Raw genomic sequence first — 23,520 nt, forward strand, 5'->3', positions numbered from 1 at the left:
GCGCGCCCACGGCAGGCCGGACGGCGCGGTGGCGGCGATGATCGGAGGGTCCGTGCGAGCCGCCCCGAGCGGAGCGGTGCACGGCCGCACCCGGTCAGGCAGGAGGACCCCATGGCGAAGGACCAGAACCCGGAGACCCGTCCGGTGGCGCAGGCCACCCCCGAGGAGCGCGCGGCCCGCGGGCGGGCGGCCCGGCGGCGGGCACCGCGTTCGAGTCACGCCGAGTACCGGCCGAAGAAGAAGCGGCCGGACCCGCTGGGCATCCTGGAGGCCCAGTCCGCCAAACGGGTGCCGGAGCTGGTGCCGATCCGCTACAGCCGGATGAGCGAGTCGCCGTTCCGCTTCTACCGCGGCGCGGCCGCCATCATGGCCTCCGACCTGGCCGGCAGCCCGGACTCCGGCATCCGCGCCCAGCTCTGCGGCGACGCCCACATGCTGAACTTCCGTCTGCTGGCCTCTCCGGAGCGTCAGCTGCTGTTCGACATCAACGACTTCGACGAGACCCTGCCCGGCCCCTGGGAGTGGGACGTCAAGCGGCTGTCGGCGAGCCTGGTCATCGCGGGCCGGGCGAACGGCTTCGACGACAAGGAGCGGTCGGAGATCGTGCGGGCCACCGTCCGCCAGTACCGCGAGGCGATGGCCCGGTTCGCCGGGATGCGGAACCTGGACGTCTGGTACGCCCGGATGGACTCCGACATGCTGCAGGAGCTGGCCGCCGAGCGGGCGCCGAAGCGCGGTCAGCGCGGGCTGGCCCAGGCGATGGCCAAGGCCCGGACCCGGGACAGCCTGCAGGCCTTCGAGAAGCTCACCGAGGTCGTCGACGGCCGGCGCCGGATCGCCGCGGACCCGCCGCTGCTGATGCCGATCTCCGAACTGCTGCCGAACGTCGAGCGCGACGCGCTGATGACGCTCTTCCGCAGCCTGGTCGAGCGCTACGGCAAGACCCTCCCCTCCGACCGCCGCTACCTGCTGGAGAACTTCCGACTGGTCGACGTGGCCCGCAAGGTGGTCGGCGTGGGCAGTGTCGGCACCCGCTGCTGGATCTTCCTGCTGCTCGGCCGGGACGGCCAGGACCCGCTGTTCATGCAGGCCAAGGAGGCGGACATCTCGGTGCTCGCGCCGCACGTCGGTGCCAGCCAGTACCGCAACCAGGGCGAGCGGGTGGTGTCCGGTCAGCGGCTGATGCAGGCGGCCAGCGACATCTTCCTCGGCTGGGAGCGGGTGGACGGCATCGACGGCAAGCGCCGCGACTTCTACGTCCGCCAACTGCGCGACTGGAAGGGCATCGCGGTCGCCGAGGACATGCGACCCGCCGGGATGCAGGCCTTCGGCGCGCTCTGCGGCTTCACCCTGGCCCGCGCCCACGCCCGCTCCGGGGACCGCATCGCGATCGCCGCCTACCTCGGCGGCAAGGACGTCTTCGACCGCGCGCTGGCGGAGTTCGCGGAGGCGTACGCCGACCAGAACGAGCGGGACCACCGGGCGCTGGTCGACGCCGTCCAGGACGGCCGGCTGCCGGCCGCCGACCCGGTGGCCGAGCCCCGCTGACCACGGGCGCGGCGGGCCCGGACGGCCGGACCCCGCGTGGTATCACCTGACACACAGGCCCGGGTGCCCGGCACTCCGGCCGGGCCCCGACGCCGAGGAGACGATGCCCATGCCGGCCGGACCGACCGAGCAGCAGACCCCGGCGCCGCAGGACCCGATCGCGATCGTCCGCACCCGGGGTTACGTGACCGTCCTGGTGCTGGCGGCGCTGCTCGGCGTGCCGGTCTCGGCCGGCGCGTTCGGCTTCCTCGCCCTCGTCTCCGAACTGCAGTCGCTGGTCTTCACCGACCTGCCGAAGGGGCTCGGCTTCGACGGCACCCCCGACTGGTGGGCGATCCCGCCGCTCGCCGTGGCGGGCGTACTGGTCGCCCTGGCGATCCGCTACCTGCCGGGCGGCGGCGGCCACAAACCGGCCGAGGGGCTGAAGACCGGGGACACCCCGTCGGTCACGGCGGTGCCCGGAGTGGCGCTCGCCGCGATCGCCTCGCTCTCCCTCGGCGTGGTGCTCGGCCCGGAGGCCCCGCTGATCGCGCTCGGCGGCGGCGTCGCCGTCGGCGCGATCAAACTGCTGAAACGCGACGCCCCGGACACCGCGGTGGGCGTGCTCGGCGCCGCCGGCAGCTTCGCGGCGATCAGCGAACTGCTCGGCTCGCCGCTGGTCGGCGCCTTCCTGCTGATGGAGGCCTCCGGACTGGCCGGGCCCATGCTCGGCGTGGTGCTGGTGCCCGGGCTGCTCGCCTCGGGCATCGGCTCACTGATCTTCACCGGCCTCGGCCACTGGACCGGCCTCGGCACCTACTCGCTGACGCTGCACCAGGTGCCGCAGGCCGACCGGCCCACGCTCTCCGAGTTCGGCTGGGCGCTGCTGGTGGGTGCGGTCGCGGCGCTGCTCGGCGAGGGGATCCGCCGCTCCGCGCTGCGGCTGCAGCCGGTGGTGGAGCGGCGGCGGCTGCCGCTCACCGTGCTGATGGGCGTGCTGGTCGGTGTGGTCGCCCTGGTGTACGCGACGATCAGCGACAAGCCGATCTCCGACGTGCTCTACTCCGGCGAGAACACCATCGGACCGCTGCTCGCCGACAACTCCTCCTACACGGCGGGCGTCCTGGTGCTGCTGGTGGTCTGCAAGGCGCTCGCGTACGGGCTGTCGCTCAGTGCCTTCCGCGGCGGTCCGGTCTTCCCCGCGGTGTTCCTCGGCGGGGCCGGCGGCATGGCCCTGGCGCACCTGCCCGGGGTGGACACCACCACCGCGTTCGCGATGGGCGTCGGGGCGATGAGCGTGGCGATGCTGAAACTGCCGATGACCTCGGTGCTGCTGGCCACCCTGCTGCTCGGCACGGAGAGCCTGACCGTGATGCCGCTGGTGATCGTCGCGGTGGTGGTCTCCTACGTGGGGACGCTGCGGCTGGCCCGGCGGCCGGCCCCGCAGGCACCACCGACGGCTCCGCCACCCGGGCCGGCCGCGGCCTGAGCGCGCCGGACTCCCCCGAACACGCCCCCGACGAACGCCGGTTCCCCGTACCGCGCCGGGCGGGCGGGGTACGGGGAACCTGCGGGGCGTCAGGCCGCGGCGCGCTCCGCGGCGGCGAGGCGGACGCAGACGGCGACGCCCTCCATCGCGGAGCGCACCTCGTCCACCGACGGGAAGGACGGGGCCAGCCGGATCTGGCTGTCGCGCGGGTCGTTGCCGCCGGGGAAGGCCGCACCCGCCGGGGTCAGCGCGATGCCGGCCTCCTTGGCGAGACGGACGACCTCGGAGGCGCAGCCCTCCGGGACCTCCAGGCTGACGAAGTAGCCGCCGAGCGGCCGCGTCCAGGAGGCGATGCCGAGCGGGCCGAGCTCGCGCTCCAGCACCTCGTACACGGCGGCGAAGCGGGGCTCCAGCAGCTCCCGGTGGCGCTCCATGTGGGTCTCCACCGCGGCGGCGTCGGTGAAGAAGCGGGCGTGCCGCAGCTGGTTCACCTTGTCCGGGCCGATGGTCTGGGCGGCGGCGAGCCGGGCGTACCAGGCCATGTTGGCGGGCGAGGAACCGAGGAAGGCCACGCCCGCACCGGCCGCGGTGATCTTGGAGGTGGAGGCGAAGACGAACGCCCGGTCCGGGTGGCCGGCCTCCTCGCAGGCGGCCAGCACCGGCAGCAGCGGGGTGCGGTCGTCCGTCAGGTGGTGCACCGCGTAGGCGTTGTCCCAGAACAGCCGGAAGTCGGGCGCGGCGGTCGGCATGGCGGCCAGCCGGCGGACGGTCTCGTCGCTGTAGCTCTCGCCGCTGGGGTTGCTGTACTTGGGCACGCACCACATGCCCTTGATCCGCGGGTCGGCCGCGACGAGCTCCTCGACCACGTCCATGTCCGGGCCCTCGCCGGTCAGCGGGACGGGCACCATGGTGATGCCGAAGCGGTCGCAGATCGTGAAGTGCCGGTCGTAGCCGGGCACCGGGCACAGGAAGCGGACCTCGTCCTCGTCCGCCCAGCGCTGCTTGGCGCCCGGCAGGACGGCGAGCATGGCGTGCGCGACCACGTCGTGCATCACCGTGAGGCTGGCGTTGCCGCAGGCGAACAGCTGGTCGGCGGGGACGTCGAGCAGCCCGGCGAAGACCGCGCGGAGCTCGGCCAGGCCCTGCAGGCCGCCGTAGTTGCGGCAGTCGGTGCCGTCCGCGGCGCGCACGTCGCCCGGCTTCAGGATCGTCAGCAGCGCGTCCGAGAGGTCGAGCTGCTCCGGCGAGGGCTTGCCGCGGGTGAGGTCGAGGCTGAGGCCGCGGGTGCGGAGCTGCTCGTAGGCGGCCCGGGCGGCGGCGAGTTCCGCCCCCTGCTCCGGACCGGCCGACGTGGTGGTGGACGGCTGTGACACGAGGTTTCCCTCCGGTGTGGGTGCGGTTCTACCGGCGTTGCCGGGGCACTGCTGCGCCGACAATCTACCAATCCGCGGGGGCCGCCCGGCCGGCCGCCGCGGGTCCGGGCAGCCATGCGGTGACCCGCTTGGCGCCCAGCAGGACGCGGTAGCGCTCGCGGGCGGCGAAGTCGGCGAGGCTCCACAGCGCGGGACGGCCGACCTCGGCGCACAGGTGGAGCACGGTGTCCCCGCCGGCGTGCACGCCGACGTGCGCGCCCCAGGGCTCCTCGTCCCGGCCGAAGAAGAGCAGGTCGAGCGCGTTCGGCTCGGCCACCCGGACGGTGCTCGCGGTGTCCTCCCACAGCTCGCTGGAGCGCAGCGCGGGCACCAGCAGCCCGGACCGTGCGAGCACGGCCCGGGCGAACAGCTGGCAGTTGGCGCCGTGTTCGAGGCCGGGGCGCTCGGCGACCGCGCGCGAGCCGGGGAAGCGCGCCCCGGCGTACGGCACCTGCCAGAAGCCCGCGGGCAGCTGCCCGACGAAGTCGGCGGTGGTCACCGGCGGGCCCGCAGCCAGTCGGCGAAGGCCTGCAGGGCCGGCTCCGGGTTGCTGCGGCCGACGCCGATCCGGAAGCGGTCGGCGGGGGTGTCGGTGAGCTCGGAGCGGTAGATGCCGGACGGCAGCAGCAGCACGCCGGCCTCCTCGACCAGCCGGGTGCAGAACGCCTCGACGCCGTCCGCGCCGAGGTAGCGCGGGTAGGCGACGCAGCCGCCGTCGGGGGCTTGCCACTCGAAGAGGTCGGCGTGCTCGGCGAAGAAGGCGTCGAAGAGCGGCAGGTTGGCCGCGATGATGCCGCGGTTGCGCTCCAGGATCGTGGCGCGGGCCTTGATCGCGATGCGGGCCAGGACCTCGCTGGGGGCGGCGTTGCAGATGGTGGTGTAGTGCTTGGCCCGCTCCAGGCGGCTGCGCACCGCGCGGTCGCGGCAGGCGATCCAGCCGATCCGCAGGCCGGGCAGGCCGAGCGACTTGGAGGTGACGTTGAGCGAGAGGGCGCTCGGCGCGAGGTCTGCGGCCTGCGGCAGGATCCGGGCCGGGTCGCGCTCCAGGCCACGGTAGACCTCGTCGCTGAACAGGTGGATCCCGCGCTCCTCGCAGAGCGCGGCGAGCGCGGTGAACTCCGCCCGGTCGATCACCTTGCCGGTGGGGTTGTGCGGGAAGTTCACCGACACCACCTTGGTGGTGGGGCGCAGCGCGGCGGTGACGGCGTCGAGGTCGAGCGCCCAGTCCTGCTTCTCGTCCAGGGCGACCCCGGTGACCTCACAGAGGGCGAGCGGGACGGTCTCGGCGGACTGGTAGTTGGGGGTGAGGACCACGGCGTGGTCGCCGCGGTCGAGCAGCGCCTGCATGGCGATGTACAGGCCCTCCTCGGCGCCGGCGAAGCAGACCACGTCGTCGGCGCCGACGGTCTCGTACATCCCGGCGATCGCCTCGCGCAGTCCGGGGTCGCCGAAGGTCTCGGTGTAGCCGAGGGCGAGCTCCTCCCACGCCCGGCGGTCGTCGGCGTCGGCGAGGCCGAGGAGTTCGGCCATCGTCATGGTCTGCGCGTCGGAGGCGGTGAGGTGGTGGCGGGCGGTGAACTCCCAGCGGGAGAAGTAGGTCTCCAGGCGGAAGTCGGGCAGGCGGGTCATCGGGGGCTCCGGGGGTCCTTGAGGTCGGCGAGCAGCGCGTAGACGGTGGAGCGCGAGGCCTTGAGGGCGGTGGCGACGACGGGGACGGCGCGGCGGACGGAGAACACGCCGGCCCGGTCGAGGTCGGCGAGCACCTCCATGCGCTCGGCGCGGCCGAAGCGTTCGACCGCGCGGCCGCGTTCGCGGACGTGGGTGCCGACGATCTCCTGGATGCGTTCCGTCCAGTCCTGTTCGAACAGCGCCTCGGGCCGTTCCACGGTCGGGGCGGCGAACCGGCTGAGCACGGCGGCGGCCTGGTCGAGCGGGGTGCGGTCGAGGTTGACGCAGAGCACCGCGGACGGGCGGCCGTCCTCGGCGCGGAGCACCGCGCTCACCGAGGAGAGCCGCCGGCCGTCGGCGAGCAGCTTCTCGTAGGGGCCGAAGACGTCCTGGGCGGCGGGCTCCAGCCGGTCCAGTTCGCCGAGCAGCGAGGGGTCTCCGGGGGCCCGGCCGGCGTGCGGGTTCCAGATGGCGAGCACCCGGTCCCGCTCGGCGTCGTGCAGCACGACCTCGGCGTAGGGGCCGAGCAGCAGGGCCACGGCCTGGCAGACCGGGCCCCAGAGCCGGACCCGCGGGTCGGTTTCGCGCGTCTCCATGTTCTGGACTATACGTCCGATCTGGACGGAAATTCCAGACGCAATGCCGGGACGGACGGACTCAGGTCCTGCGGGCGACCGCGAGGACCGCCATGTCGTCGTCCCGCGGGCCGCCCGTCCACCGCCGGACGTCCAGCACCAACGCGTCGATCAGCCCCTGCGGCCGGTCGAACGGACCGAGCGGCGCCAGCCGCACCGCCGGGTCGTAGAACTCCCCCGCGCCGTCCCGGGCCTCCGTCACCCCGTCGGTGACCAGCAGCAGGGTGTCGCCCGGCGCGAACGGCCAGGCGTCCGGCGCGGACCGCGGCACCCCCAGGCCGCCCATGCCGAGCGGCAGCCCGGGGTCGCGCGCCGCCAGCAGGTCGACGGCCCCGCCGTCCGCGGGCAGCCGGTACGGCCCGGGGTGGCCGCAGTTCAACAGCCGCAGGTCGCCGTCCACCCCGTCGACCTCGCCCAGCAGCGCGGTGACGAAGCCCTCCGTCCGGACCTCCTCGTCGCTCCCCGTGCTCTCCCGGGCCAGCGAGTGCTCCAGGGCGTCGGCCAGCGCCCGCAGGTCCGGCGCCCGGTCGGCGTTCTCCCGGAAGGCCCCCAGCAGGACCGACACCGCGGCCACCGCACGCAGCCCCTTGCCCCGGACGTCCGCGATCAGCAGCCGCACCCCGAACGGGGTCTCCTGGACGGCATAGGCGTCCCCGCCGATCAGCGCCTCCGTCTGCGCCGCCCGGTAGCAGGCCGCCACCGCCAGCGGACCCACCCGGGCGGGCGGCGCGGGCAGCACCGCCCGCTGCGCCGCCTCCGCCACCGACCGCACCACCGCCAGCCGGCGGCCGTGCAGGGCGATCACCCGGTTGACCCAGACGCCGATCAGCGCCGCGAACACCGTGTTGGCCAGCTCCAGCCAGCCGGCCGTGGTGCCGAGCGTGCCGTCCCGGGAGGTCAGCACCAGCACCCCGACGGCGCTCGCCGCACCGACCGCCACCGTGTCCCGCAGCGGCAGCAGCGCGCCCGCCAGCACGGAGGCGGCCGCCATCATCGGGTCGCCCCAGTAGTCGGCCGTCGCCAGCGAGTCCCAGACCAGACCGCCGACCACCAGCACCCACGGCACGAGCCGGACGTAGCGGGGCCACTGCGTGGACAACGTCGCCACCGGCAAGCACGACTCCCGGTCGGAGGGTCTGAGGGGCTTTCGACGATATCCGCCGACCCGCCGCCCGCCCGCAGGACACCCCGGCCGACCGGACCGTCGACGGCCCGTCATCCGCTCGGCCCAGAACGGGCGGTGGGCGCGGCGGCCGGCGGTGCGGGGGCCGGGCGACCCGCCGATCGGCGGGTCCGGAGCCCCGCCCTCCTCCCCTAGCATCGGCCGGGTGACCAGGTGGCGGCCCTTCCTCGACGACGACACCCTCCGGCCCAAACCGGAGCTGGTCGCCGCGCTCAGCGCCGACCTGCGCTCACCCGACCCAACGATCCGCGACGAACAGGCCTACGTCCTGCTGCACCGCTGGATACCGCGGCTGCCCGACGCAGAACGCCACCGCCTCGGCGACGAGATGGCGGACCGCTTCACCGACCCGGAGATCCAGGCCCGCACCTTCGCCCCGCTCGTCCTCGCCCGGCTCGTCCGCCTGGGCGACCACGACCCGGCCTGGCAGTGCGCCTTCGACACCTGGTACCGCACCGAACCCGACCTGCGCGGCCACGATCCCGAACTCGGCTGGCTGCACGCGGTCGCGCACGGCGCCGACCTGCTCGGCGCCCTCGGCCGCAGCCCGCACACCGAGCCCGCCGACCTGCTGGACCTGGCCTGCGCCCGGCTGATCGCCCCTACCGAGCACCTCTTCGACGCCATGGAGGACGACCGGCTGGGCCTCGCGATCGCTCTCACCCTGACCCGCCCGGAACTGACCGAGTGCCAGTCCGTCGACTGGCTGGCCCCCGTCGCCGCCGACTTCGCCGCCGGCCAGCCCGGCCCCGTCCCGGCCCACGCCTCCAACACCATGCGGACGCTGCGGGTGCTCCACCTGCTCGCCGTCCGCGGCGTCCGGCCCGCCCCGGAGGCCGCCGCCGTCCCGCTCACCCACGCCGGGGCCGTCGCCGAGGCGGTCGCCGCGACCCTCGCGCTGCCGTCCCCGTACGCGGGCTGACCGGCCGCCGCGGTCGGGCGGGCCTCAGGCGGTCGGCAGCGGGCGGTCGTGGAGGAGCTTCTGGAACAGCACGTGGTCGCGCCAGGCGCCGTCGAGGAAGAGCAGGCCGCGGGCCGTGCCGATCCGTTCGAAGCCGCACTTCTCCAGCACCCGCTGCGAGGCGAGGTTGGCGGCGGCCGCGCCGGCCTCCAGACGGTGCAGGCCGAGCTCGGCGTCCGCGGCGCGGCAGGCGAGCAGCGTGGCGGCGGAGGCCAGGCCGCGGCCGGCCTGGGCGGCGTCCACCCAATAGCCCAGGTTGGCGCTGCACAGGTGCAGCCGGACGATGTTCGACAGGGTGACGCCGCCGACGATCTCCTCGCCGCTCGCCAGCACCCAGGGGGCGAGCCGGCCGGTCTCGGCCTGGACGAGCTGGTCGTGCAGCCGGGCGCGCTGGCCGGCCACGGTGTACCAGTGCTCGTCGCGGGGCGGGTCCCAGGGGCGCATGTGCTCCCGGTTGCGGATCATCGCGCGGCTCAGCGCCTCGGCGTCCTCCGGGACGGCGGGCCGCATCAGGACGTCGCCGGCGACCGGCGCGGAGAAGGTGATCACCCGGACAGCGTAGGCGGTGCCTCCGGACGTCCGCCCGCCGCACTCCGCCCGCCGCCCGGAGGCACACCGCCCCGCGCCTGCGCAGCGATTGACCCGAGCCGGTTCGGAGGGCCGCGATCGCTGCCACGCCGCGCGCACGCCGGATGCGGGGAGTCGCCGGGGCCGGACGGTCCCGGGGCGTGGGAGGGGTGGGCGACGACCGGACGGAGACGGTGTGCACGGTGGGGCGCGATGTGGAGTGCGGTGGCGGCGGTGCTGCTGCTCGCGGGGTGCGGCAGCGGGGGCAGGCGCGGCCCGTCTCGCCCGGCGTACGTCGAGGCCGACGGCTCGACCGTGACGGTGCGGCCCTACTCGCTCCCGGCCGGGACGCTCGCCCGTAAGCCGTCGCGGCGGTCCCCGGGCCACCGCGCGTCGACGACAGGGGCGCGGCCGTGCAGTCGGGGCACCGGTCGGGGTGGCCGCCGAACCGCCGAACCGGCGGATCAGCACGGGTCAGCATGCCGGAGGGCTCGGACAACCGGTGCGCTGGGGCTGCCGGCCCCGGGCCGTGGCGGTGTGACGGCGGGGCCCGGGGCCGGCAGGTCTGCGGTGCCGGGTGTCAGCCGACGTTGGAGCAGGCGTTGCCGGTCGCCGGGTTGAGGATGCTGACGACGCCGATCGAGTTGCCGCAGACGTTCACCGGGATGTGGACCGGGACCTGGATGACGTTGCCGGACAGCACACCGGGCGAGTTGGTGGCCAGGCCCTCGGCCCCGGCGCTCGCCGAGGCCGGGCCGGCAGCCGCGCCGAGGACGAGGGTGCCGGCGGCGGCTGCGAGGGCCAGGGCGGTGCGCAGTGCGGTCATGGTGGACTCCTGTCGTGTCGAGCTGTTCTGATGACGCGTCGGCCGCGCGATCGACGAACGGCCGTCATCACCTTTTCGGCACGAACGGCCTCCGGGGTTGGCCCGGCCACGACAGTCCACCCGATCGGCGCAGCGGTCCGGCCGTCCGTTGAGCGGTGCGGGGGAACGGGCACGGCCCGGACGGCCGCGGACGGCGTGCCCGGTAGTCTCCCCGACGGTGTGTCGGCGGACGGGCGGCCCGGAGCAGGGTCGGCGGGTGCCGCGGTCAGGGGGCTTGTCATGGGTCTGGTGCTGCTGTTCGTGTCCCTGGCGGGGTCGGTTGCCGCGCTCACGCTCGCGGCGGTGGGCACGGCCGCGCTACTGGGGCGGAAGGGGAGGCCGCTGCGCGGGCTGGCGCTGGTCGCCGCGGCGGGTGCGGTGGCGGTGTACGTCTGCGGGCTGGGGCCGGTCGGGCTGGATGCGCTGGACGCGGGCAGCGGCGGTACGGACTCCGCCCCGCCGCACCCGTGCCGCACCGGCCCGCGGGAGCGCTGGATGCAGGTCGTGGACTGGGAGGCAGGGTTCGTCCCGGTCCGGTTCGAGTGCCGTCTGGCGGACGGCGGCTCGTACCGCAACGGCTCGGTGCCCGGCTGGGTCAATCCGGCGGCGGCGGTGCTCGGGCTGGCCGCCGCGGCGTGCGGGATCGCGGCCGGCGCCCTGGAGGAGCGCGCGGCCCGCCGGACGCCCGCGGGGGCCTGAGGGCGGGGGCGCGGCCGGTCGTTACGGCGCTCCGTCCTGCGGCCGGACGGCGCGCCGCATGCAGACCCGCGGCCACCGGTCGAGTCCGTGGGCGGCCTCGCGCTCCCGGACGGCGCGCAGTTGCGGTCCGATCTGCGGCCCGTCGAGGACGGTGAAGCCGCAGCGGGCGTAGTAGGGGGCGTTCCACGGCACCTCGGCGAAGGTGGTGAGGGTCAGCGCGGGCAGCCCCTCGTCGGCGGCGCGGCGGGCGGCCCGGTCGATCAATGCCCGGCCGAGGCCCTGCCGGGCACTGCCGGGGTGCACCGACACCTGTTCGACGTGCAGGTCGCCGTCGACGCGCTCGGCGAGCAGGTACGCCACCGGGCGGTCGCCGCCGTCCGCGGCGACCCAGGCCAGGCCGGCCGCCAGGAAGGGCTCGAACTCCTCGTCGGAGAAGGGCTCGTCCGCGGCGATCTCCGGCATGCCGACCTCGCGGAACACCTCCCCCGCCGCCCGCTCGATCTCCTGCAGCACGGGGACGTCCTCAAGGCGGGCGGCTCGGATGCGCATGCGCCCATTCTGCCGTCCCCGCCCGCGGCGGCGGGCGGGGCTGCGGGCGTCCGCCGAGCGGATGACTTCGCCGCGGCGCAGCGCGCGCCCGGGCCGCGGGACGGGCAGTGTCGTGCGAAACGGCCGCCGGAGCGGGAGCGGGACGGGACCGGGGCGGCACCGGGACGGCACCGGGACGAAAGGAGAGCGGCATGGCTGCCGGCAGTGGCGGACGGGACGGCGGCACCAGCGAGCGGCTGGCCCTGGCGGGCATGCTGTTCGCCGTCTCGATGACCTTCATCGACCAGACCATCGTGTCGATCGCCGCGCCGAGCATCATCCGCGAACTCGGGCTCTCCGCCGGTGCGATGCAGTGGGTGGTCAACGCCTACCTGCTGGCGCTGGCGGCGTTCTTCGCGCTGGGCGGCCGGGTCTCGGACATCCTCGGGCACAAGCGGGTGATGCTGGTCGGCACGGTGGTGTTCGTGGCGGCGTCGGCGCTCTGCGGGGCGGTGCCGACCGGCGGCGCGGCCGAGGCCTGGCTGATCTCCTTCCGCGCGGTGCAGGGGCTCGGTGCGGCGCTGATGTTCCCGGCCGCGCTGGCGGTGGTGGTCGAGGTGTTCCCGGTCGAGCGGCGCGGCCGGGCGCTGGCGCTGTTCTTCGCCGTCGCGGGCGGCCTGACCGCGATCGGCCCGATCCTCGGCGGCTGGCTGACCAGCTGGACCTGGCGGGCGATCTTCTGGGTCAACGTGCCGGTGGCGGTGGTCGCCCTGGTGCTGACCTTCCTGGCCCGGATCCGGAACACGCCGCGCCCGGAGCCGATCGACTGGCCCGGCGCGGTGCTGGTCGCGGCCGGCATGGGCCTGAGCGTGCTCGGCCTGCAGCAGGCCGCGGTGTGGGGCTGGGGCAGCGCCGCGACCTGGGGGTGCATCGTCGGCGGACTCGCGGTGCTGGTGCTGTTCGTGCTGGCGGAGCTGCGCAGCCGGGACCCGCTGATCACCATGCAGGTCTTCGCCGACCGGGCGTTCTCGGCGGACAACGCGGTGCTCTTCTTCGCGATGATGTCCTTCGTCCCGGTGTTCTTCTTCGCCTCGGTGTACGCGCAGGTCGCGCTCGGCTACTCGGCGAACGAGGCGGGCCTGTACCTGCTGGTGTTCTTCGCCGGGTTCGGCCCGGCCTCGCAGGTCGGCGGCCGGATCCTGGACCAGCGCGGGGCCCGGCCGGCGATGCTGCTGGGCACGGTGGTCGGCGCGGTCGGGTTCGCCGGCTGGGCGGCGAAGATCACCGATCTGTCGTTGGGGGCGCAGTGGGTGTGGATCGTCCTCGCCGGCGCCGGGATCGGCCTGCTGCTGACGCCGGCGTCCACGGACGCGGTGAACCGGGCGATCGGCCGCTCGTACGGGGAGGTCACCGGGATCACCCAGACCGTCCGGAACTACTCGGCGAGCGTGAGTCTCGCGGTGCTCGGGACCGTCCTGCTGCACACCGCGGCCAACCGGATCACCGACACGCTGGAGCAGCGCGGGCTGCCGCCGCAGGCGGCGCGCGACACGGCCGAGCAGATCACCAAGAGCCTCACCGGGCCGAGCACCGGCGGGTCCGCGGCGAGCGGTGTGGACGCCGGTCTGCTGGCCTCGCTGCGGGCGGACTTCGCGGCGGCGAACCGGCCGGTGCTGTACGGGATGGCGGCGGCGCTGGCCGTGGCGTTCCTCTGCGCGCTGTGGCACCCCGGCACCCGGATCACCGCGGAGGGCGGGGCGGACCGGTCCCGTCCGGGGGCGCGTCCGGCCGGCCGGGAGCCGGAGCGGGAGGGCTGACCGTCCCGTCGGCCGGGGCCTTCGCGGCGGGCACCGCCGCCAGGTCGTCGACCAGGCCGACCAGCCAGACGGCGGTGTCGACGGCGTGCAGCGCCGCCGGGTCCGGCGGCAGGCGGGCCGCCATGACGCGTTCGTCGAGCAGCGCGGCGCGCGCCTCGGCGAGCAGCGGGTCCGGCGGGACGGGCGTGTCCGGGCCGGCGAGCAGCGCGGCGCCCTCGTGGCGGAAGGCGGCGGCCGCGGTGTCGGCGTCGCGGACGAGGGCGCCGGCGGTGTCCGGCCAGCCGGAGAGGGAGTGCGGGGCGATCCTGGCGAGCAGTTGCTCGGCACCGCGGACGGTGTGCTGGCCGGTCAGCAGCGCCGCCTGCCAGTCCGGGGCGCCCGGCGGTGCCGTGTGGTGCTCGGAGCGGAACTGGGCGTAGGTCGCCTCGGCGAGGACGGCGGAGCGGCGGGCCCGGCGCACCGCCCGGCCCGCGGCGGGTCCGCCGGTCAGCACGGCGACGGTCTCGTGGAGCGCGGCGGCGCTGTCGGCGAGCAGTTCGGCCGCGCGTCGGCGCAGTTCGCGGCCGCCGCCGAGCGGCCAGGCGCACAGCCCGGTGAGGATGCCGACGGCGGCGCCGGTGGCCACGTCGAGCAGCCGCGCCTCGGCGAGTTTCCAGCTGGCGGGCGCGAGCTGGGCGAAGACCATGGCCACCACGACGGTGAAGGTGCCCTGGGCCCAGGCCAGGCCGAGGACCGGTCCCACGGTGAACGCGGTGAGCATGGTGACGGGCAGGGCGACGGCGTAGAACAGCGGCCGGTCGCCGACCAGCATCAGCATCGCCGCGGTGGCGGCCGCCCCGCAGAGCGTGCCGGTGAGCGCGGGCCGCAGGGCCATGCCGGTGTCGGCGGCGGTGGTCCGCATCAGGGTGAGGGTCGCGAGCAGGACCCAGAAGCCGTGGGTGAGGTCCAGGCCGCCGACGACCAGGCGGGCCGCGGCGAGGGCGACGGCGGTGCGGACGGCGTTCTGGAAGTACACCGAGCGTGGGGTCAGGTTGGCCAGGAACCGTGCCCACCAGAGCCGGAGGGCCGGCTCGTGGCCGTACCAGAACGGGCCCGGCCGCTCGGCGGGCGGTGTCGGGTCCGGGGGCAGCGGTGCGCGCCGGCTGATCCGCACGGCGAGGGTGAGGAAGCGGGCCCCTTCGGCGGCCTCCAGGGCGATGCTGCCGAGGCCGAGCCGGGCGGCGGTCGCCGCCTCCGCCGGGTCGGTGGTGCGGTACGGCCCGATCCGGCCGGAACCGGCGGCCGGGGCGGGGCCGGGGCGGTGGCCGCCGTCGGGGTGGAACGGTGTGGTCCGGACGGTCTCGAAGTCGGCGATGGCGGTCTCGATCGGGTCGGTGCCGGGCACCGGCCCGCCGTCCCGGACGCCCTCGCCCGCGGCGCGGACGGCCCGCGCCGCGGCCCCGACCAGCGCGGCGGCCTGCGGCAGCGGGCCGGCCAGGTCGTTGACCCGGCCGATCCGCAGCAGCTGTGCGCGGGTGTGGCGCAGGGCGGTGGCCGCGTGCGAGAGGGCGCGGTCGGCGGCGCTCGCCGAGGCCGGACGTTCCATCAGGGGGATCCGGGAGAACCTCAGGTCGTCCATCGCCGCGGCGGCCGGGTCGGGACGGCCGTCCGCGGCGCCCGGCGGGGCGCGGTCCTCCACCGGACGGCCGGGGGGTGCCGTGACGGCGGCCGCGGTGCGGTCGGCGAGGTCGGCGACCGCGGCGGCGGCGCGGGCGAGCCGGTCGCGGTAGTCGACCGGCGGCGGCACCGGCCACAGCAGCCGCTCGGCGGCGGCGAGCAGCACGATCCCGGCGGTGACGCCGATCAGCCGCAGCGGCAGGTCCTCCGGCCGGTACGGCGGGAAGCACGGGAGGATGTAGAGGAGCTGCAGGCCGTTGGCGAGGCCGACCAGCCGCGGCCCGCCGACCGAGCTGTAGGCGACGGCGAACCCGATGCCGAGCATGCCGAGGGCGGCCGCCCAGGGGCGCACGGCGAGCAGGGTGCCGAGGGTGATCAGCAGGTAGGCCGCGGGCAGCGTGTGGAGCAGGGTGCGGGCCCGGGCGCGGGCGCCGCCGCCGATCCGGGAGAGCAGGCCGAGCGAGATCGCCCCGAAGAGGGCGTAGGTCGCGGCGGTCGGCCGGTCGAGGCCGTACCGGAAGGTGTAGAAGCCGGTGCAGGCGACCAGGGTGACCCGGACGGCGCGGTGCGCGATCCGCAGGCCGGGGTCGCGGGCACGGAGCCGGTCGAGCAGTGCGCGCGTCCGGCTCATCGGCACCCCGTTGTCCCTGTCGGTGTCCCCGGGGCCGCCGCACCCGGCCGGGCGGTGGGCCCGCGGGCGTGCGGCCGGGGCGGGCCGCGGCCCGTCGGCCGTCGGCGGCCGCCCGCCCCACCAGGCTAGGACCGCCCGGCCGGCTCCGCAGGGGCGTGCGTCACCTGGGCAGCTGGGCCCGGATCGCCCGGTCGGCCGTGGCGACGGCCGGCTCCACCGGATCGCCCTTGACCGCCGAGTAGAGCAGGGCGTTGAACGGTCCCCAGACGGCGGACATCTGAGGGAGCGACGGCAGCGGCACACCGGTCTTCGCGGCCTGCTCGAACGCGGCGAGGTCGGGGTCGGCGGCGCGCGCGTGGGCGAGGGCCTCCTTGAGGGCCGGCATGCGGGGCTCGGCCTTGTACAGGGCGTCGGCGAGTTCGACGGAGCCGAGCGTGGAGAGGACGAACTTCTGGGCGAGCTCCTTGTGCGCGCCCTTGCTGGCGACGAAGAACGACTGGACGCCGACGAACGACCGGGCGGGGCCGTTGCCCTCGAAGCCGGGCACTGGGGAGACGGCGTACTTGGTCCCGGCGGCCCGCACGTCCGCCAGCCGCCACGGGCCGGACACCAGGAAGGGCGTCTTCCCGGAGGTGAAGGCGGCGGCGGTGCTGTCGGAGGTGTAGGAGCGGCGCAGCACCCCCTTCCCCTTCTCCCCCAGCGACGCGATCTTCTCGATGGCGGCGACCGAGGAGGGGTGCCCGACCCCGAGGTCGGCCGGGTTGGGGTTGCCCCGCCCGTCGTCGCCGAACAGGTAGCCGCCGGCGGAGCTGAACAGCGGGTACATGTGGTACGTGTCGCCGGACTTCGCGTCCGCCTGGCTGACGGTGTATCCGACCGCCTGGGACACCTTGCCGGCCTTCCTGAGCTCCTCCCCGGTGGCCACCAGGTCGTCGAAGGTCGCGGGGGCGTCGGGGACGAGCGCGGTGTTGCGGAACAGCACCAGGCTCTCGACGGCGTAGGGGATGCCGTAGAACTCGCCGTTGTACATCACCGCCCTGCGGGCGACGTCCAGGTAGTCCTCCATCTTGTTGTCGAGCACCAGGACGGGGTCGATGTAGCCGTTCAGCACGAGGTTCCCGATCCAGTCGTGCGCGCCGATCATGACGTCCGGGCCGGTGCCGGCCTTGGACGCCTCGACGAACCTCTCCTGCTGGTTCTCGGTGACGGCGACGATCTCGGCCTTGGCGCCGTGGGCGGCGGCGAAGGCGTCCGCGAACGGTCTGAGCGCCTCGGCGCGCTTCTCGTCGGCCCAGATCACCAGTGTCCCGTTCGGGGTCGCGCCGGAGGCGGAGCCGAAGAACGAACCCGAGCCGCAGGCGGTCAGGCTGAGGGACAGGCAGATCGTGGCCGCGATGAGGGGGAGGCTTCTGCGCACGCGTCGCTCCGGGTCGATGAGGGTGGGGGCATCCGCCGAGCCGGCGTGCGCAGAAGTTAGCAACGCCCCTCCGCCCTGGCAACGCTTTTCAGCAACTTTCACAGCGGCTTCCAATCTCCTTGCATCGCCGGGGCGCCCGGCGACGGGAGTCCGCACACGTCGTTTCCGTGCGGGCGCCCGGATTCCGCCGTTCAGTCACGCTGGGTGAGAACGTGTGCGGCCTGAGTTGCCGCCGGTGGGGGCCCGGACCAGGGTGGTCGGCGGGCCGCCCCTCCCCGGAGCGGCCGTCTCCGCGATCATGAAAAGGATCGACCCATGTCCGTGACCCGGACCCTCCGCACGGCCGCCCTCGCGGCCGTCCTCGCCACCGGTGCGCTCGCCGCCGCGGCTCCCCAGGCCTCCGCCCTCGGAGAGGGCAGCATCCGCATCGTGGACGGCCGGATCGTCGAGGACGGCGCCGCCGTCGACGTCACCGTCTCGGTCTCCTGCCCCGCCGGCGACGTCCGCGCCGTGCTCGTCCGCGCGATACAGGGCGTGACCGGCTCGGTGGACGCCGCCGGTCCGCAGCTGCCGATGGTGACCTGCACCGGCGATCCGCAGGACGTGGTCGTGCGCCTCGCCGCGACCCCCTACGTGGCGGGCGTATCGGAATGGCAGCCGGGCACGGCCTACGCGACCGCGTGGCTGTCCGGCGCGGCGACCGACAACGACCTGTTCGAGGAGATCGAGCTCGTCTGAGACCCGCTCCCCGACCCGTTCGGGGCCGCCCGGCCCGGGGACCGCACCCCGGACCGGGCGGCCTGCGCCGTCCCCGCCCCGGGCGCGCCGCCCGCGGAGGCCTACCGGCGCCCGGTCGACAGCGCCTGCTTCTGCAGGTCGCCCAGGACGTCCTCGGGTCTGCGCAGGGCCAGGCCGGCGTTCTTCTTGATCTCGGCGGAGATCGCGTCCCAGCCGGTGTCGCCCAGGGGGTAGAAGGTCGCCTGCGGGAGCAGCGCGAGGAACGGTTCGAGGTCGCGGTGCCGGCCGCCCGTGGTCATCTCCTGCAGGGTGTCGTGGGTGACGGGCATCAGGTTGTACGCCTCGTCGAACTCCAGCGTGTTCTCCCCGGTGTACACGAAGTCGAGGAACTTCTTGATCTCCTTGCGGTGCCCCCACTTCTTGAAGGCCATCATCCAGTCCGCGACGCCGAGCGTGGACTTCAGCGGGCCCGCCCGGCCGGGGATCGGGACGATTCCGTAGTCGATCCCGCCGTCCCCGGAGAGCTTGATGAGCGACGGGTGGCCGTTGAGCATCGCCACCCGTCCGGCGGCGAAGTCCGCGAACGCCGTCCGGCGGTCGGTGCGGGCCGGATCGGGATAGGTGAGGCCGGGGGTGACGAGATCGTTCCGCAGCCAGGTGAAGGTCTCGGCGTTCTGCGGGGCGTCCAGTGCGTAGCGGCCCGACCGGTCGGTGAATCCGCCGTCGTTCCCGAGCTCCCAGATCAGCGTTTCGGCCTGCGCCTCCTCCGGGCCGAGCGGAAGGGCGTACGGAACGGTTCCCGGCACCTTGTCCTTGATGCGCTGGGCGTCCTTGCGCAGTTCGTCCCAGGTGGTCGGCGGTTCGGTGATGCCGGCCCGGCGGAAGATCGCCTTGTTGTAGAAGAAGGCGCGGGCCGAGGAGACGAACGGGATGCCGTACTGGATCCCCTCGACCTGTCCGGCCTTGGAGAAACTGTCCAGGAAATTCGCCTGGGTGCCGATCGACAGGACGTCGGAGGCCTTGTAGAGCAGGTCGTCGGCGACCTTGTCGGCGTACCCGCCGGTCTGCAGCAGGTCGGGGACGTCGCCGCTGCGGATCATCTCCTTGACCTGCTTGTCGATGTCGTTCCAGTTCACCACCCGGACGTCCACCCGGACATCGGGATTCGCGGCGGTGAAGGCCGCGGCGAGCCTGTTCCAGTAGTGCTGGGAACTGTTCGCGTCCTTGTCGCCGTAATCGGCGGCGACCATGCGGATGGTGACCGCCGCCCCGGATCCGAATCCCGTCGCCGAACAGGCGGTGAGCGTCAGGGAGCAGGCCAGCGCCGCGGTTAAGGCGCGCGGCAGATGTCGTTCCATGGGGGATCGCCTTCGAGTGGTGCCGCACGGGCGGCAGGGCCGGGGACAGGGCGACGCCCGGGAATCCCGCCGGGTGTCGGCGGGGAGTCCACAACCGGTCGGCCACGCGCATTCCTGGTCGAGGAGGGCGGCGAAACGTGCAGGGACGGCCGGGCGAATGGGCGAAAGTCTCGACCAGTCCCGACCGCGGACTCCAGCGCGGTTACCGAATCGTTGCCCCTCGTGACCGTCCCGATGCGCTCCGCAGCGGCCTCGAACCCGGCGCCCGCCCCTGCGGACGCCGGGCCGTCGGTATGCGACGGGGTGTCAGAAATGCTCCGGGCGAACGGCCTTGGGCGCGCTGCGGCCGGTCGCGGATGTGATGCAGGCTACGCGGCGGTACGTCTTGACCGGCTCCGCCCGCCGCTGCCACGGTGGTCCACACCCGTTCGGCCGGCCTCGCGGCGGAGCCGTCCACCGTCGACGCGCCCCGGGAGCCCCCGTGCCGTGGCACAGCGCGCGGACGTGCCGGGGCACGCCGGGCGCTCCGGGCAGGCCGGGGGCCGCGGTGTTCCGACGGGCGCCGGTGTCAGGAGGTGACGGAGGCCGGCAGCACCTGGGAGACCTGCACCGACCCACCGCACGGCTGGAAGGCGAACGGCACCTTCTTGTCGGCGTCCGCCAGCGGGTCCAGCGGCGCACGGAAGGCGAAGCCGGCCGCCTTCGGGCAGGGCGCGTCACCGGTCGGCACGTTGCTCCACTTGAGGAAGAACGCGGCGGTGCCGCCCGGAGCGAGCACCAGCGTGCCGCCGCTCCCGCCGAGCCCGCCGAAGCCGGCCGGGATCGCCCCCACGGCCACCGACAGCGCCGGCGCGCCGGGGGGCGCGTACGGCGCGAGGGTGGGCCGGCCCGTCAGCGAACAGGGCGCCGAGGAGACGTTGGTGAGCACGAAGCGCTGCACCATGGTGCCGGCGGCACCGTCGGAGGTCGAGGCGGTCACGCCCAGCATCGGGTTGACGCAGTGCTCCACCTCTCCCCCGCCCCCGCCGGGGGTGGCCGTCGGGGTGGGCTTCGCGGAGGTCTTGGCCGAGGGCGTGACCGTGCCGGCGCCCTTCCCGGGCGAGGCGGAGACGGTGGCGGCGGAAGCGGAGGCCGCGGCCGAGGGGGCGGCGGAGACCGCGGTCGTCCCCACGGCGTCCCCGGCCGTGCCGGTGCCGTCACCGTCGCACCCGGCCAGCACCAACGGGGAGGCGAGGGCGAGCAGCACGGCGAGAGCTCGACGGCGAGTGTCCACGACAGGGCCTTTCGTTCGGTCGGTCCGGCCACCGGGACGGCGCCGGCCCGCGGCGCCCGCCGGAGCCCGCCGGACGCCACCGCCCGGAAGGACGCGCACCGCGGACGGCCGGTTGCCGCCACGGCACACATCCCACACCCCCGAGAGGGCTCCGATCCAGCACGGAACGATCACCGCTTCCGCACGGAACCGCGCACGGACGGGCCCGAGCTGAAAGGTCGTCGACGAACCGACCGGTCGGCTCCCGCCTCAGGTGCGGAACGGCGCGACGATCCCGAGCACCCTCGCGCCGCCTCCTGGGACGGCGCCCTCGTACGGGGCGAGCAGGTCCCCGACCGGGAGCAGGGTGAACGCACCGGTCATCCGGCCCATGAGGGACCACCGCCCCGCCGCCGTGATCACCGGGCCGGTGTCCTACGGTGGGCGGCTCGGAGAGGAGGTGCCGACCGTGGACGTTCCGGTGCGGCTCGTGGTGGACCTGGTGCGCGACCGGGTGGTTCCCGCTGCCGTCCGCCTCCGTGCCGGGCGCCGCCGTGCGCTGCTCGGCGGCGGCGCGACCGTCCGGGTGCCCGGACGGCTCGCGCTGCGCTCGCGGCTGGAGCTGCTGGACGACGCCTCCACGGGTCGGCTCACCGTCGAGCCGGGCGGCGCGACCGTCCGCTTCGACTTCGGCAGGGCGGCGCCCCCGGTGGAGATCACGACCGGCGGCCCGGTCGTCGTGGCCACCGCGGCCGAACCCGACCGGTGGGCATCGGCGGTGGCCCGGACGGTGCTCCGCTACGAGTCCTCCCCGGGCGGCCGGTCTGGATCGAGACGACGGCGGCCGACGCCCCGCTCGTCCGCCGGGCCCTCACCGGCGACCGCTGAGCCCGCCGGAAGCCCCCGTCACCACGGGCCGGGCGGCGCCTTGACCCTCACACCGTGTCAGGCGGTGCACTCGGAGACATCATGTTCACCATCGGAGACTTCGCCCGGCACGGCCGCGTCTCGGTCCGGATGCTGCGGCACTACGACGCGATCGGCGTGCTGCGCCCGGCCCGGGTCGACCCCGTCACCGGCTACCGCCACTACACGGCCGCGCAGCTCGCCCGCCTCAACCGCGTCATCGCGCTCAAGGACCTCGGTCTCACCCTCCAGCAGGTCCAGGCGATCCTGGACGAGGAGGTCGGCACCGAGGAGCTGAGGGCCATGCTCCGGCTGCGGCGGGCCGAACTCGAGGCCGCCGTGACCGCGGCTGCGGCGCGACTGGTCCAGGTCGAGGCGAGGCTCCGAGCGATCGAGAGCGAGGGGCACATGCCCACTGACGACGTCGTCCTGAAGCACGTCCCGGCCGTCCGGGTGGCCGAACTGTCCGCCGTCGCCGCGAGTTACGGGCCGGAGGACATCGGGCCCGTCATCGGCCCCCTCTACGACGAGCTCTTCCGGCGCCTGGCCGCCGCCGGGATCACCCCCACCGGCCCCGGCATCGCCCACTACGAGGACGCCCCGGAGGGCGGCGGCCGGATCGTCGTCCACGCGGCCGTCGAGGTCTCCGCCCCGCTGCAGGACGGCGAGGTCACCGTACTCGACCTGCCGCCCCTCGAACGGGCTGCGACCATCGTCCACCGCGGCCCGATGGACACCGTCCTCCCCACCGCCCAGACCCTCGTCCGCTGGATCGACGCCACCGGCCACCACGCGCCCGGCTACCCCCGCGAAGTCACCCTGGAGTGCCCGGCCGACCGCAACGACTGGGTCACCGAACTCCAGGCGCCGGTGACCCCGGCCTGACGGCCGGTCGCATCCCACCGGGGGAGCCCCGGCACGGGAGCCCTTCCCTGCCGTCCCCCGATCGGGCAGAGTGCCCACCGTGCTGATGATCTTCTTGGTGCCACTCGCGTGCTGGCTGCTCGCCGCCGGAACGGGCCGGGTGCGGTGGGCCGTGGCGGCGCCACTGGCGGCGTGCGCGGGTCTGCAGATCGCGGCGGTGGAGCGGTGGACGCCGGCAGGGCTGCGGCTGACCGCGCTGGTGGCGGGCGGGATCGCCGTCGCGGCGGTCCTCCTGGCCGGCCTGGCGGTCGACCGGCCGTGGCGGGGCACCACCGGGCCCCGCAGGGCGGCCGGCACCGCGGCAACGGCGGCCTGCGCCGTGCTGGTGGGGACGGTGAGCGTGCTGGGGGCCTTCGCCCTGGGGCTGGGAGGGCCCCGGCCGAAGTGCCCCCGGCGGCGGAACTGCCCGCGCTGCCGACCGGGCTGGCCCTCTCCGGCGACGAGGACCTGGGCTGCGGCGGCGGCTCCTCGACCTACTGCAACCGCCGACTGCACGTCCGGGGCACCGCCGGCCAGAGCGGTGACGAGGTGGCCCGCCGACTGCACGACCGGCTGATCGCCACCGGCTGGCCACTCGTCCCGGGCGACCCGGGCGAGTGGCGGGGCTGCCGCACCCGCGGCCTGCTGCTCGACCGCCACGAGCTCTGCCTGTCCCTGGAGAGCGCCCAGGACGGCGTCACCGTCCTGCTGGAGACCGGCGACACCTGGAGCTGAGGACCCGTGGGTCGGCGGTCAGAGCCTGGTCGCCCAGCCGAAGGTGCGGAGGTAGCTGCGACGGAGCAGCTCGCGGCGGCGGTGGCCGCGGGCGGCGAGGGTGGCGAGAGCGGTCAGGAAGAGGGCCAGGACGAGGCCGAGGACCGCGGCCGCGGCCGGCGGTCCGGCGAGCAGGCCGGCGCCGACGGCTGCGGCGAGGACCACGGCGAGACCGAGGTGGGCGGCGGGCGGGTCGGTGCGCACGGCCTCGCGGTCGCGCAGGACCCGCACCGCAGCGGGCTCGGTCATCGGCCCTTCGGGCCACTGCTTGTGCACGGCCACCACCCTTCGTCGGTCGGCACAGCTTAAGGCCGGACGTCCTGGTGGCCTCCGCCGCCCGGGCCGGACCGGTCGGAGCGGTCACGGTCGAAGCGGTCCTGGGCGGCGAGCACGGCGTCGCCGTGGGCGGCCGACCGGACTCCGAGGGCGCGGACCGGGTGCACGGTGCCGATGGCGCCGGGCGCGGTGGACGACGGGGAGCTCCGACGCGGGACCCCGCGGCGGGACGGCCGAGGGCGAGACCGCCGGCGCGCG

The 23,520-nt window shown here is 75.2% G+C and carries 21 protein-coding genes; 8 read left to right on the forward strand and 13 right to left on the reverse strand.

Annotation, left to right across the window (positions count from 1 at the left end; translation table 11 throughout):
- Nucleotides 1-111 precede the first annotated feature (111 nt).
- Nucleotides 112-1,548: a DUF2252 domain-containing protein gene (locus AB0O09_RS15600; RefSeq protein ID WP_363542213.1), complete on the forward strand. Its 1,437-nt coding sequence runs from the start codon at nucleotides 112-114 to the stop codon at nucleotides 1,546-1,548.
- 103 nt (nucleotides 1,549-1,651) lie between these two features.
- Entirely contained in the window at nucleotides 1,652-3,016 is a 1,365-nt protein-coding gene (locus tag AB0O09_RS15605) for a chloride channel protein (protein ID WP_363542215.1), read from the forward strand.
- Between the two features lie 89 nt (nucleotides 3,017-3,105).
- Here the strand turns inward: AB0O09_RS15605 and AB0O09_RS15610 are convergent, their stop codons facing one another.
- From AB0O09_RS15610 to AB0O09_RS15630, 5 genes are all read right to left on the reverse strand, one after another.
- Entirely contained in the window at nucleotides 3,106-4,389 is a 1,284-nt protein-coding gene (locus tag AB0O09_RS15610) for an aminotransferase class I/II-fold pyridoxal phosphate-dependent enzyme (protein ID WP_363542217.1), read from the reverse strand.
- Nucleotides 4,390-4,453: 64 nt separating this feature from the next.
- Nucleotides 4,454-4,927, reverse strand: coding sequence for a hydrolase (locus AB0O09_RS15615; protein ID WP_363542218.1), 474 nt, complete (start codon nucleotides 4,925-4,927; stop codon nucleotides 4,454-4,456).
- Entirely contained in the window at nucleotides 4,924-6,057 is a 1,134-nt protein-coding gene (locus AB0O09_RS15620) for a pyridoxal phosphate-dependent aminotransferase (RefSeq protein WP_363542220.1), read from the reverse strand. The genes AB0O09_RS15615 and AB0O09_RS15620 overlap by 4 nt, the downstream gene beginning before the upstream one ends.
- Entirely contained in the window at nucleotides 6,054-6,692 is a 639-nt protein-coding gene (locus AB0O09_RS15625) for a PAS domain-containing protein (RefSeq protein WP_344624760.1), read from the reverse strand. The genes AB0O09_RS15620 and AB0O09_RS15625 overlap by 4 nt, the downstream gene beginning before the upstream one ends.
- 61 nt (nucleotides 6,693-6,753) lie before the next feature.
- On the reverse strand, nucleotides 6,754-7,839 hold the full coding sequence (locus AB0O09_RS15630) for a PP2C family protein-serine/threonine phosphatase (protein WP_363542222.1): 1,086 nt from the start codon (nucleotides 7,837-7,839) through the stop codon (nucleotides 6,754-6,756).
- Nucleotides 7,840-8,059: 220 nt separating this feature from the next.
- Here AB0O09_RS15630 and AB0O09_RS15635 point away from each other — a divergent pair, with 220 nt between their 5' ends.
- Nucleotides 8,060-8,836 carry a DUF2785 domain-containing protein gene (locus tag AB0O09_RS15635; RefSeq protein ID WP_363542224.1) on the forward strand — a complete coding sequence of 259 codons (777 nt, stop codon included), beginning with the start codon at nucleotides 8,060-8,062 and terminating at the stop codon, nucleotides 8,834-8,836.
- 24 nt (nucleotides 8,837-8,860) lie between these two features.
- Here the strand turns inward: AB0O09_RS15635 and AB0O09_RS15640 are convergent, their stop codons facing one another.
- Nucleotides 8,861-9,385: a GNAT family protein gene (locus tag AB0O09_RS15640; protein ID WP_363542276.1), complete on the reverse strand. Its 525-nt coding sequence runs from the start codon at nucleotides 9,383-9,385 to the stop codon at nucleotides 8,861-8,863.
- Between the two features lie 637 nt (nucleotides 9,386-10,022).
- Complete coding sequence (locus AB0O09_RS15645) at nucleotides 10,023-10,268, reverse strand: chaplin (protein ID WP_363542226.1); 246 nt, start codon at nucleotides 10,266-10,268, stop codon at nucleotides 10,023-10,025.
- A gap of 279 nt (nucleotides 10,269-10,547) precedes the next feature.
- Between AB0O09_RS15645 and AB0O09_RS15650 the strand changes: the two genes are divergently transcribed.
- On the forward strand, nucleotides 10,548-11,006 hold the full coding sequence (locus AB0O09_RS15650) for a hypothetical protein (protein WP_363542228.1): 459 nt from the start codon (nucleotides 10,548-10,550) through the stop codon (nucleotides 11,004-11,006).
- Between the two features lie 21 nt (nucleotides 11,007-11,027).
- Here the strand turns inward: AB0O09_RS15650 and AB0O09_RS15655 are convergent, their stop codons facing one another.
- Entirely contained in the window at nucleotides 11,028-11,726 is a 699-nt protein-coding gene (locus AB0O09_RS15655) for a GNAT family N-acetyltransferase (protein ID WP_363542230.1), read from the reverse strand.
- A 20-nt stretch (nucleotides 11,727-11,746) separates the two neighbouring features.
- Between AB0O09_RS15655 and AB0O09_RS15660 the strand changes: the two genes are divergently transcribed.
- Complete coding sequence (locus AB0O09_RS15660) at nucleotides 11,747-13,351, forward strand: MFS transporter (protein WP_363542231.1); 1,605 nt, start codon at nucleotides 11,747-11,749, stop codon at nucleotides 13,349-13,351.
- Here the strand turns inward: AB0O09_RS15660 and AB0O09_RS15665 are convergent.
- Together AB0O09_RS15665 and AB0O09_RS15670 are read right to left on the reverse strand one after the other, a co-directional pair.
- The gene (locus AB0O09_RS15665) at nucleotides 13,275-15,638 is read right to left on the reverse strand and encodes an FUSC family protein (protein WP_363542232.1); all 2,364 of its coding nucleotides are present in this window, start codon (nucleotides 15,636-15,638) and stop codon (nucleotides 13,275-13,277) included. The two genes, AB0O09_RS15660 and AB0O09_RS15665, sit on opposite strands and share 77 nt — an antisense overlap.
- A 160-nt stretch (nucleotides 15,639-15,798) precedes the next feature.
- Nucleotides 15,799-17,055: an extracellular solute-binding protein gene (locus AB0O09_RS15670; RefSeq protein WP_363542233.1), complete on the reverse strand. Its 1,257-nt coding sequence runs from the start codon at nucleotides 17,053-17,055 to the stop codon at nucleotides 15,799-15,801.
- A gap of 315 nt (nucleotides 17,056-17,370) precedes the next feature.
- Here AB0O09_RS15670 and AB0O09_RS15675 point away from each other — a divergent pair, with 315 nt between their 5' ends.
- Nucleotides 17,371-17,793: a hypothetical protein gene (locus AB0O09_RS15675; protein WP_363542234.1), complete on the forward strand. Its 423-nt coding sequence runs from the start codon at nucleotides 17,371-17,373 to the stop codon at nucleotides 17,791-17,793.
- Between the two features lie 101 nt (nucleotides 17,794-17,894).
- On the opposite strand, the gene AB0O09_RS15680 is transcribed toward AB0O09_RS15675, so the two are convergent.
- A complete protein-coding gene (locus tag AB0O09_RS15680) occupies nucleotides 17,895-19,151 on the reverse strand; it encodes an extracellular solute-binding protein (protein WP_363542235.1) in 1,257 nt (418 codons plus the stop codon).
- Nucleotides 19,152-19,719: 568 nt separating this feature from the next.
- The gene (locus AB0O09_RS15685) at nucleotides 19,720-20,424 is read right to left on the reverse strand and encodes a DUF4232 domain-containing protein (RefSeq protein ID WP_363542236.1); all 705 of its coding nucleotides are present in this window, start codon (nucleotides 20,422-20,424) and stop codon (nucleotides 19,720-19,722) included.
- Between the two features lie 948 nt (nucleotides 20,425-21,372).
- On the opposite strand from AB0O09_RS15685, the gene AB0O09_RS15690 reads away from it, so the two are divergent.
- Nucleotides 21,373-22,194: a MerR family transcriptional regulator gene (locus AB0O09_RS15690; protein WP_363542237.1), complete on the forward strand. Its 822-nt coding sequence runs from the start codon at nucleotides 21,373-21,375 to the stop codon at nucleotides 22,192-22,194.
- A 423-nt stretch (nucleotides 22,195-22,617) separates the two neighbouring features.
- Complete coding sequence (locus AB0O09_RS15695; RefSeq protein WP_363542238.1) at nucleotides 22,618-22,947, forward strand: hypothetical protein; 330 nt, start codon at nucleotides 22,618-22,620, stop codon at nucleotides 22,945-22,947.
- A gap of 18 nt (nucleotides 22,948-22,965) precedes the next feature.
- Here the strand turns inward: AB0O09_RS15695 and AB0O09_RS15700 are convergent, their stop codons facing one another.
- Nucleotides 22,966-23,262 carry a hypothetical protein gene (locus AB0O09_RS15700; protein WP_363542239.1) on the reverse strand — a complete coding sequence of 99 codons (297 nt, stop codon included), beginning with the start codon at nucleotides 23,260-23,262 and terminating at the stop codon, nucleotides 22,966-22,968.
- Nucleotides 23,263-23,520 lie beyond the last annotated feature (258 nt).

The sequence above is a fragment of the Kitasatospora sp. NPDC093679 genome (genome assembly GCF_040683455.1).
Classification (GTDB): Bacteria; Actinomycetota; Actinomycetes; order Streptomycetales; family Streptomycetaceae; genus Kitasatospora; species Kitasatospora arboriphila.

Coding starts and splice junctions, on each gene's coding strand:
- AB0O09_RS15605 (WP_363542215.1), top strand. CDS start 1,652: ATGCCCATGCCGGCCGGACCGACCGAGCAGCAGACCCCGGCGCCGCAG.
- AB0O09_RS15690 (WP_363542237.1), top strand. CDS start 21,373: ATGTTCACCATCGGAGACTTCGCCCGGCACGGCCGCGTCTCGGTCCGG.
- AB0O09_RS15675 (WP_363542234.1), top strand. CDS start 17,371: ATGTCCGTGACCCGGACCCTCCGCACGGCCGCCCTCGCGGCCGTCCTC.
- AB0O09_RS15660 (WP_363542231.1), top strand. CDS start 11,747: ATGGCTGCCGGCAGTGGCGGACGGGACGGCGGCACCAGCGAGCGGCTG.
- AB0O09_RS15640 (WP_363542276.1), bottom strand. CDS start 9,385: ATGCGGCCCGCCGTCCCGGAGGACGCCGAGGCGCTGAGCCGCGCGATG.
- AB0O09_RS15680 (WP_363542235.1), bottom strand. CDS start 19,151: ATGGAACGACATCTGCCGCGCGCCTTAACCGCGGCGCTGGCCTGCTCC.
- AB0O09_RS15645 (WP_363542226.1), bottom strand. CDS start 10,268: ATGACCGCACTGCGCACCGCCCTGGCCCTCGCAGCCGCCGCCGGCACC.
- AB0O09_RS15665 (WP_363542232.1), bottom strand. CDS start 15,638: ATGAGCCGGACGCGCGCACTGCTCGACCGGCTCCGTGCCCGCGACCCC.
- AB0O09_RS15620 (WP_363542220.1), bottom strand. CDS start 6,057: ATGACCCGCCTGCCCGACTTCCGCCTGGAGACCTACTTCTCCCGCTGG.
- AB0O09_RS15600 (WP_363542213.1), top strand. CDS start 112: ATGGCGAAGGACCAGAACCCGGAGACCCGTCCGGTGGCGCAGGCCACC.
- AB0O09_RS15650 (WP_363542228.1), top strand. CDS start 10,548: ATGGGTCTGGTGCTGCTGTTCGTGTCCCTGGCGGGGTCGGTTGCCGCG.
- AB0O09_RS15625 (WP_344624760.1), bottom strand. CDS start 6,692: ATGGAGACGCGCGAAACCGACCCGCGGGTCCGGCTCTGGGGCCCGGTC.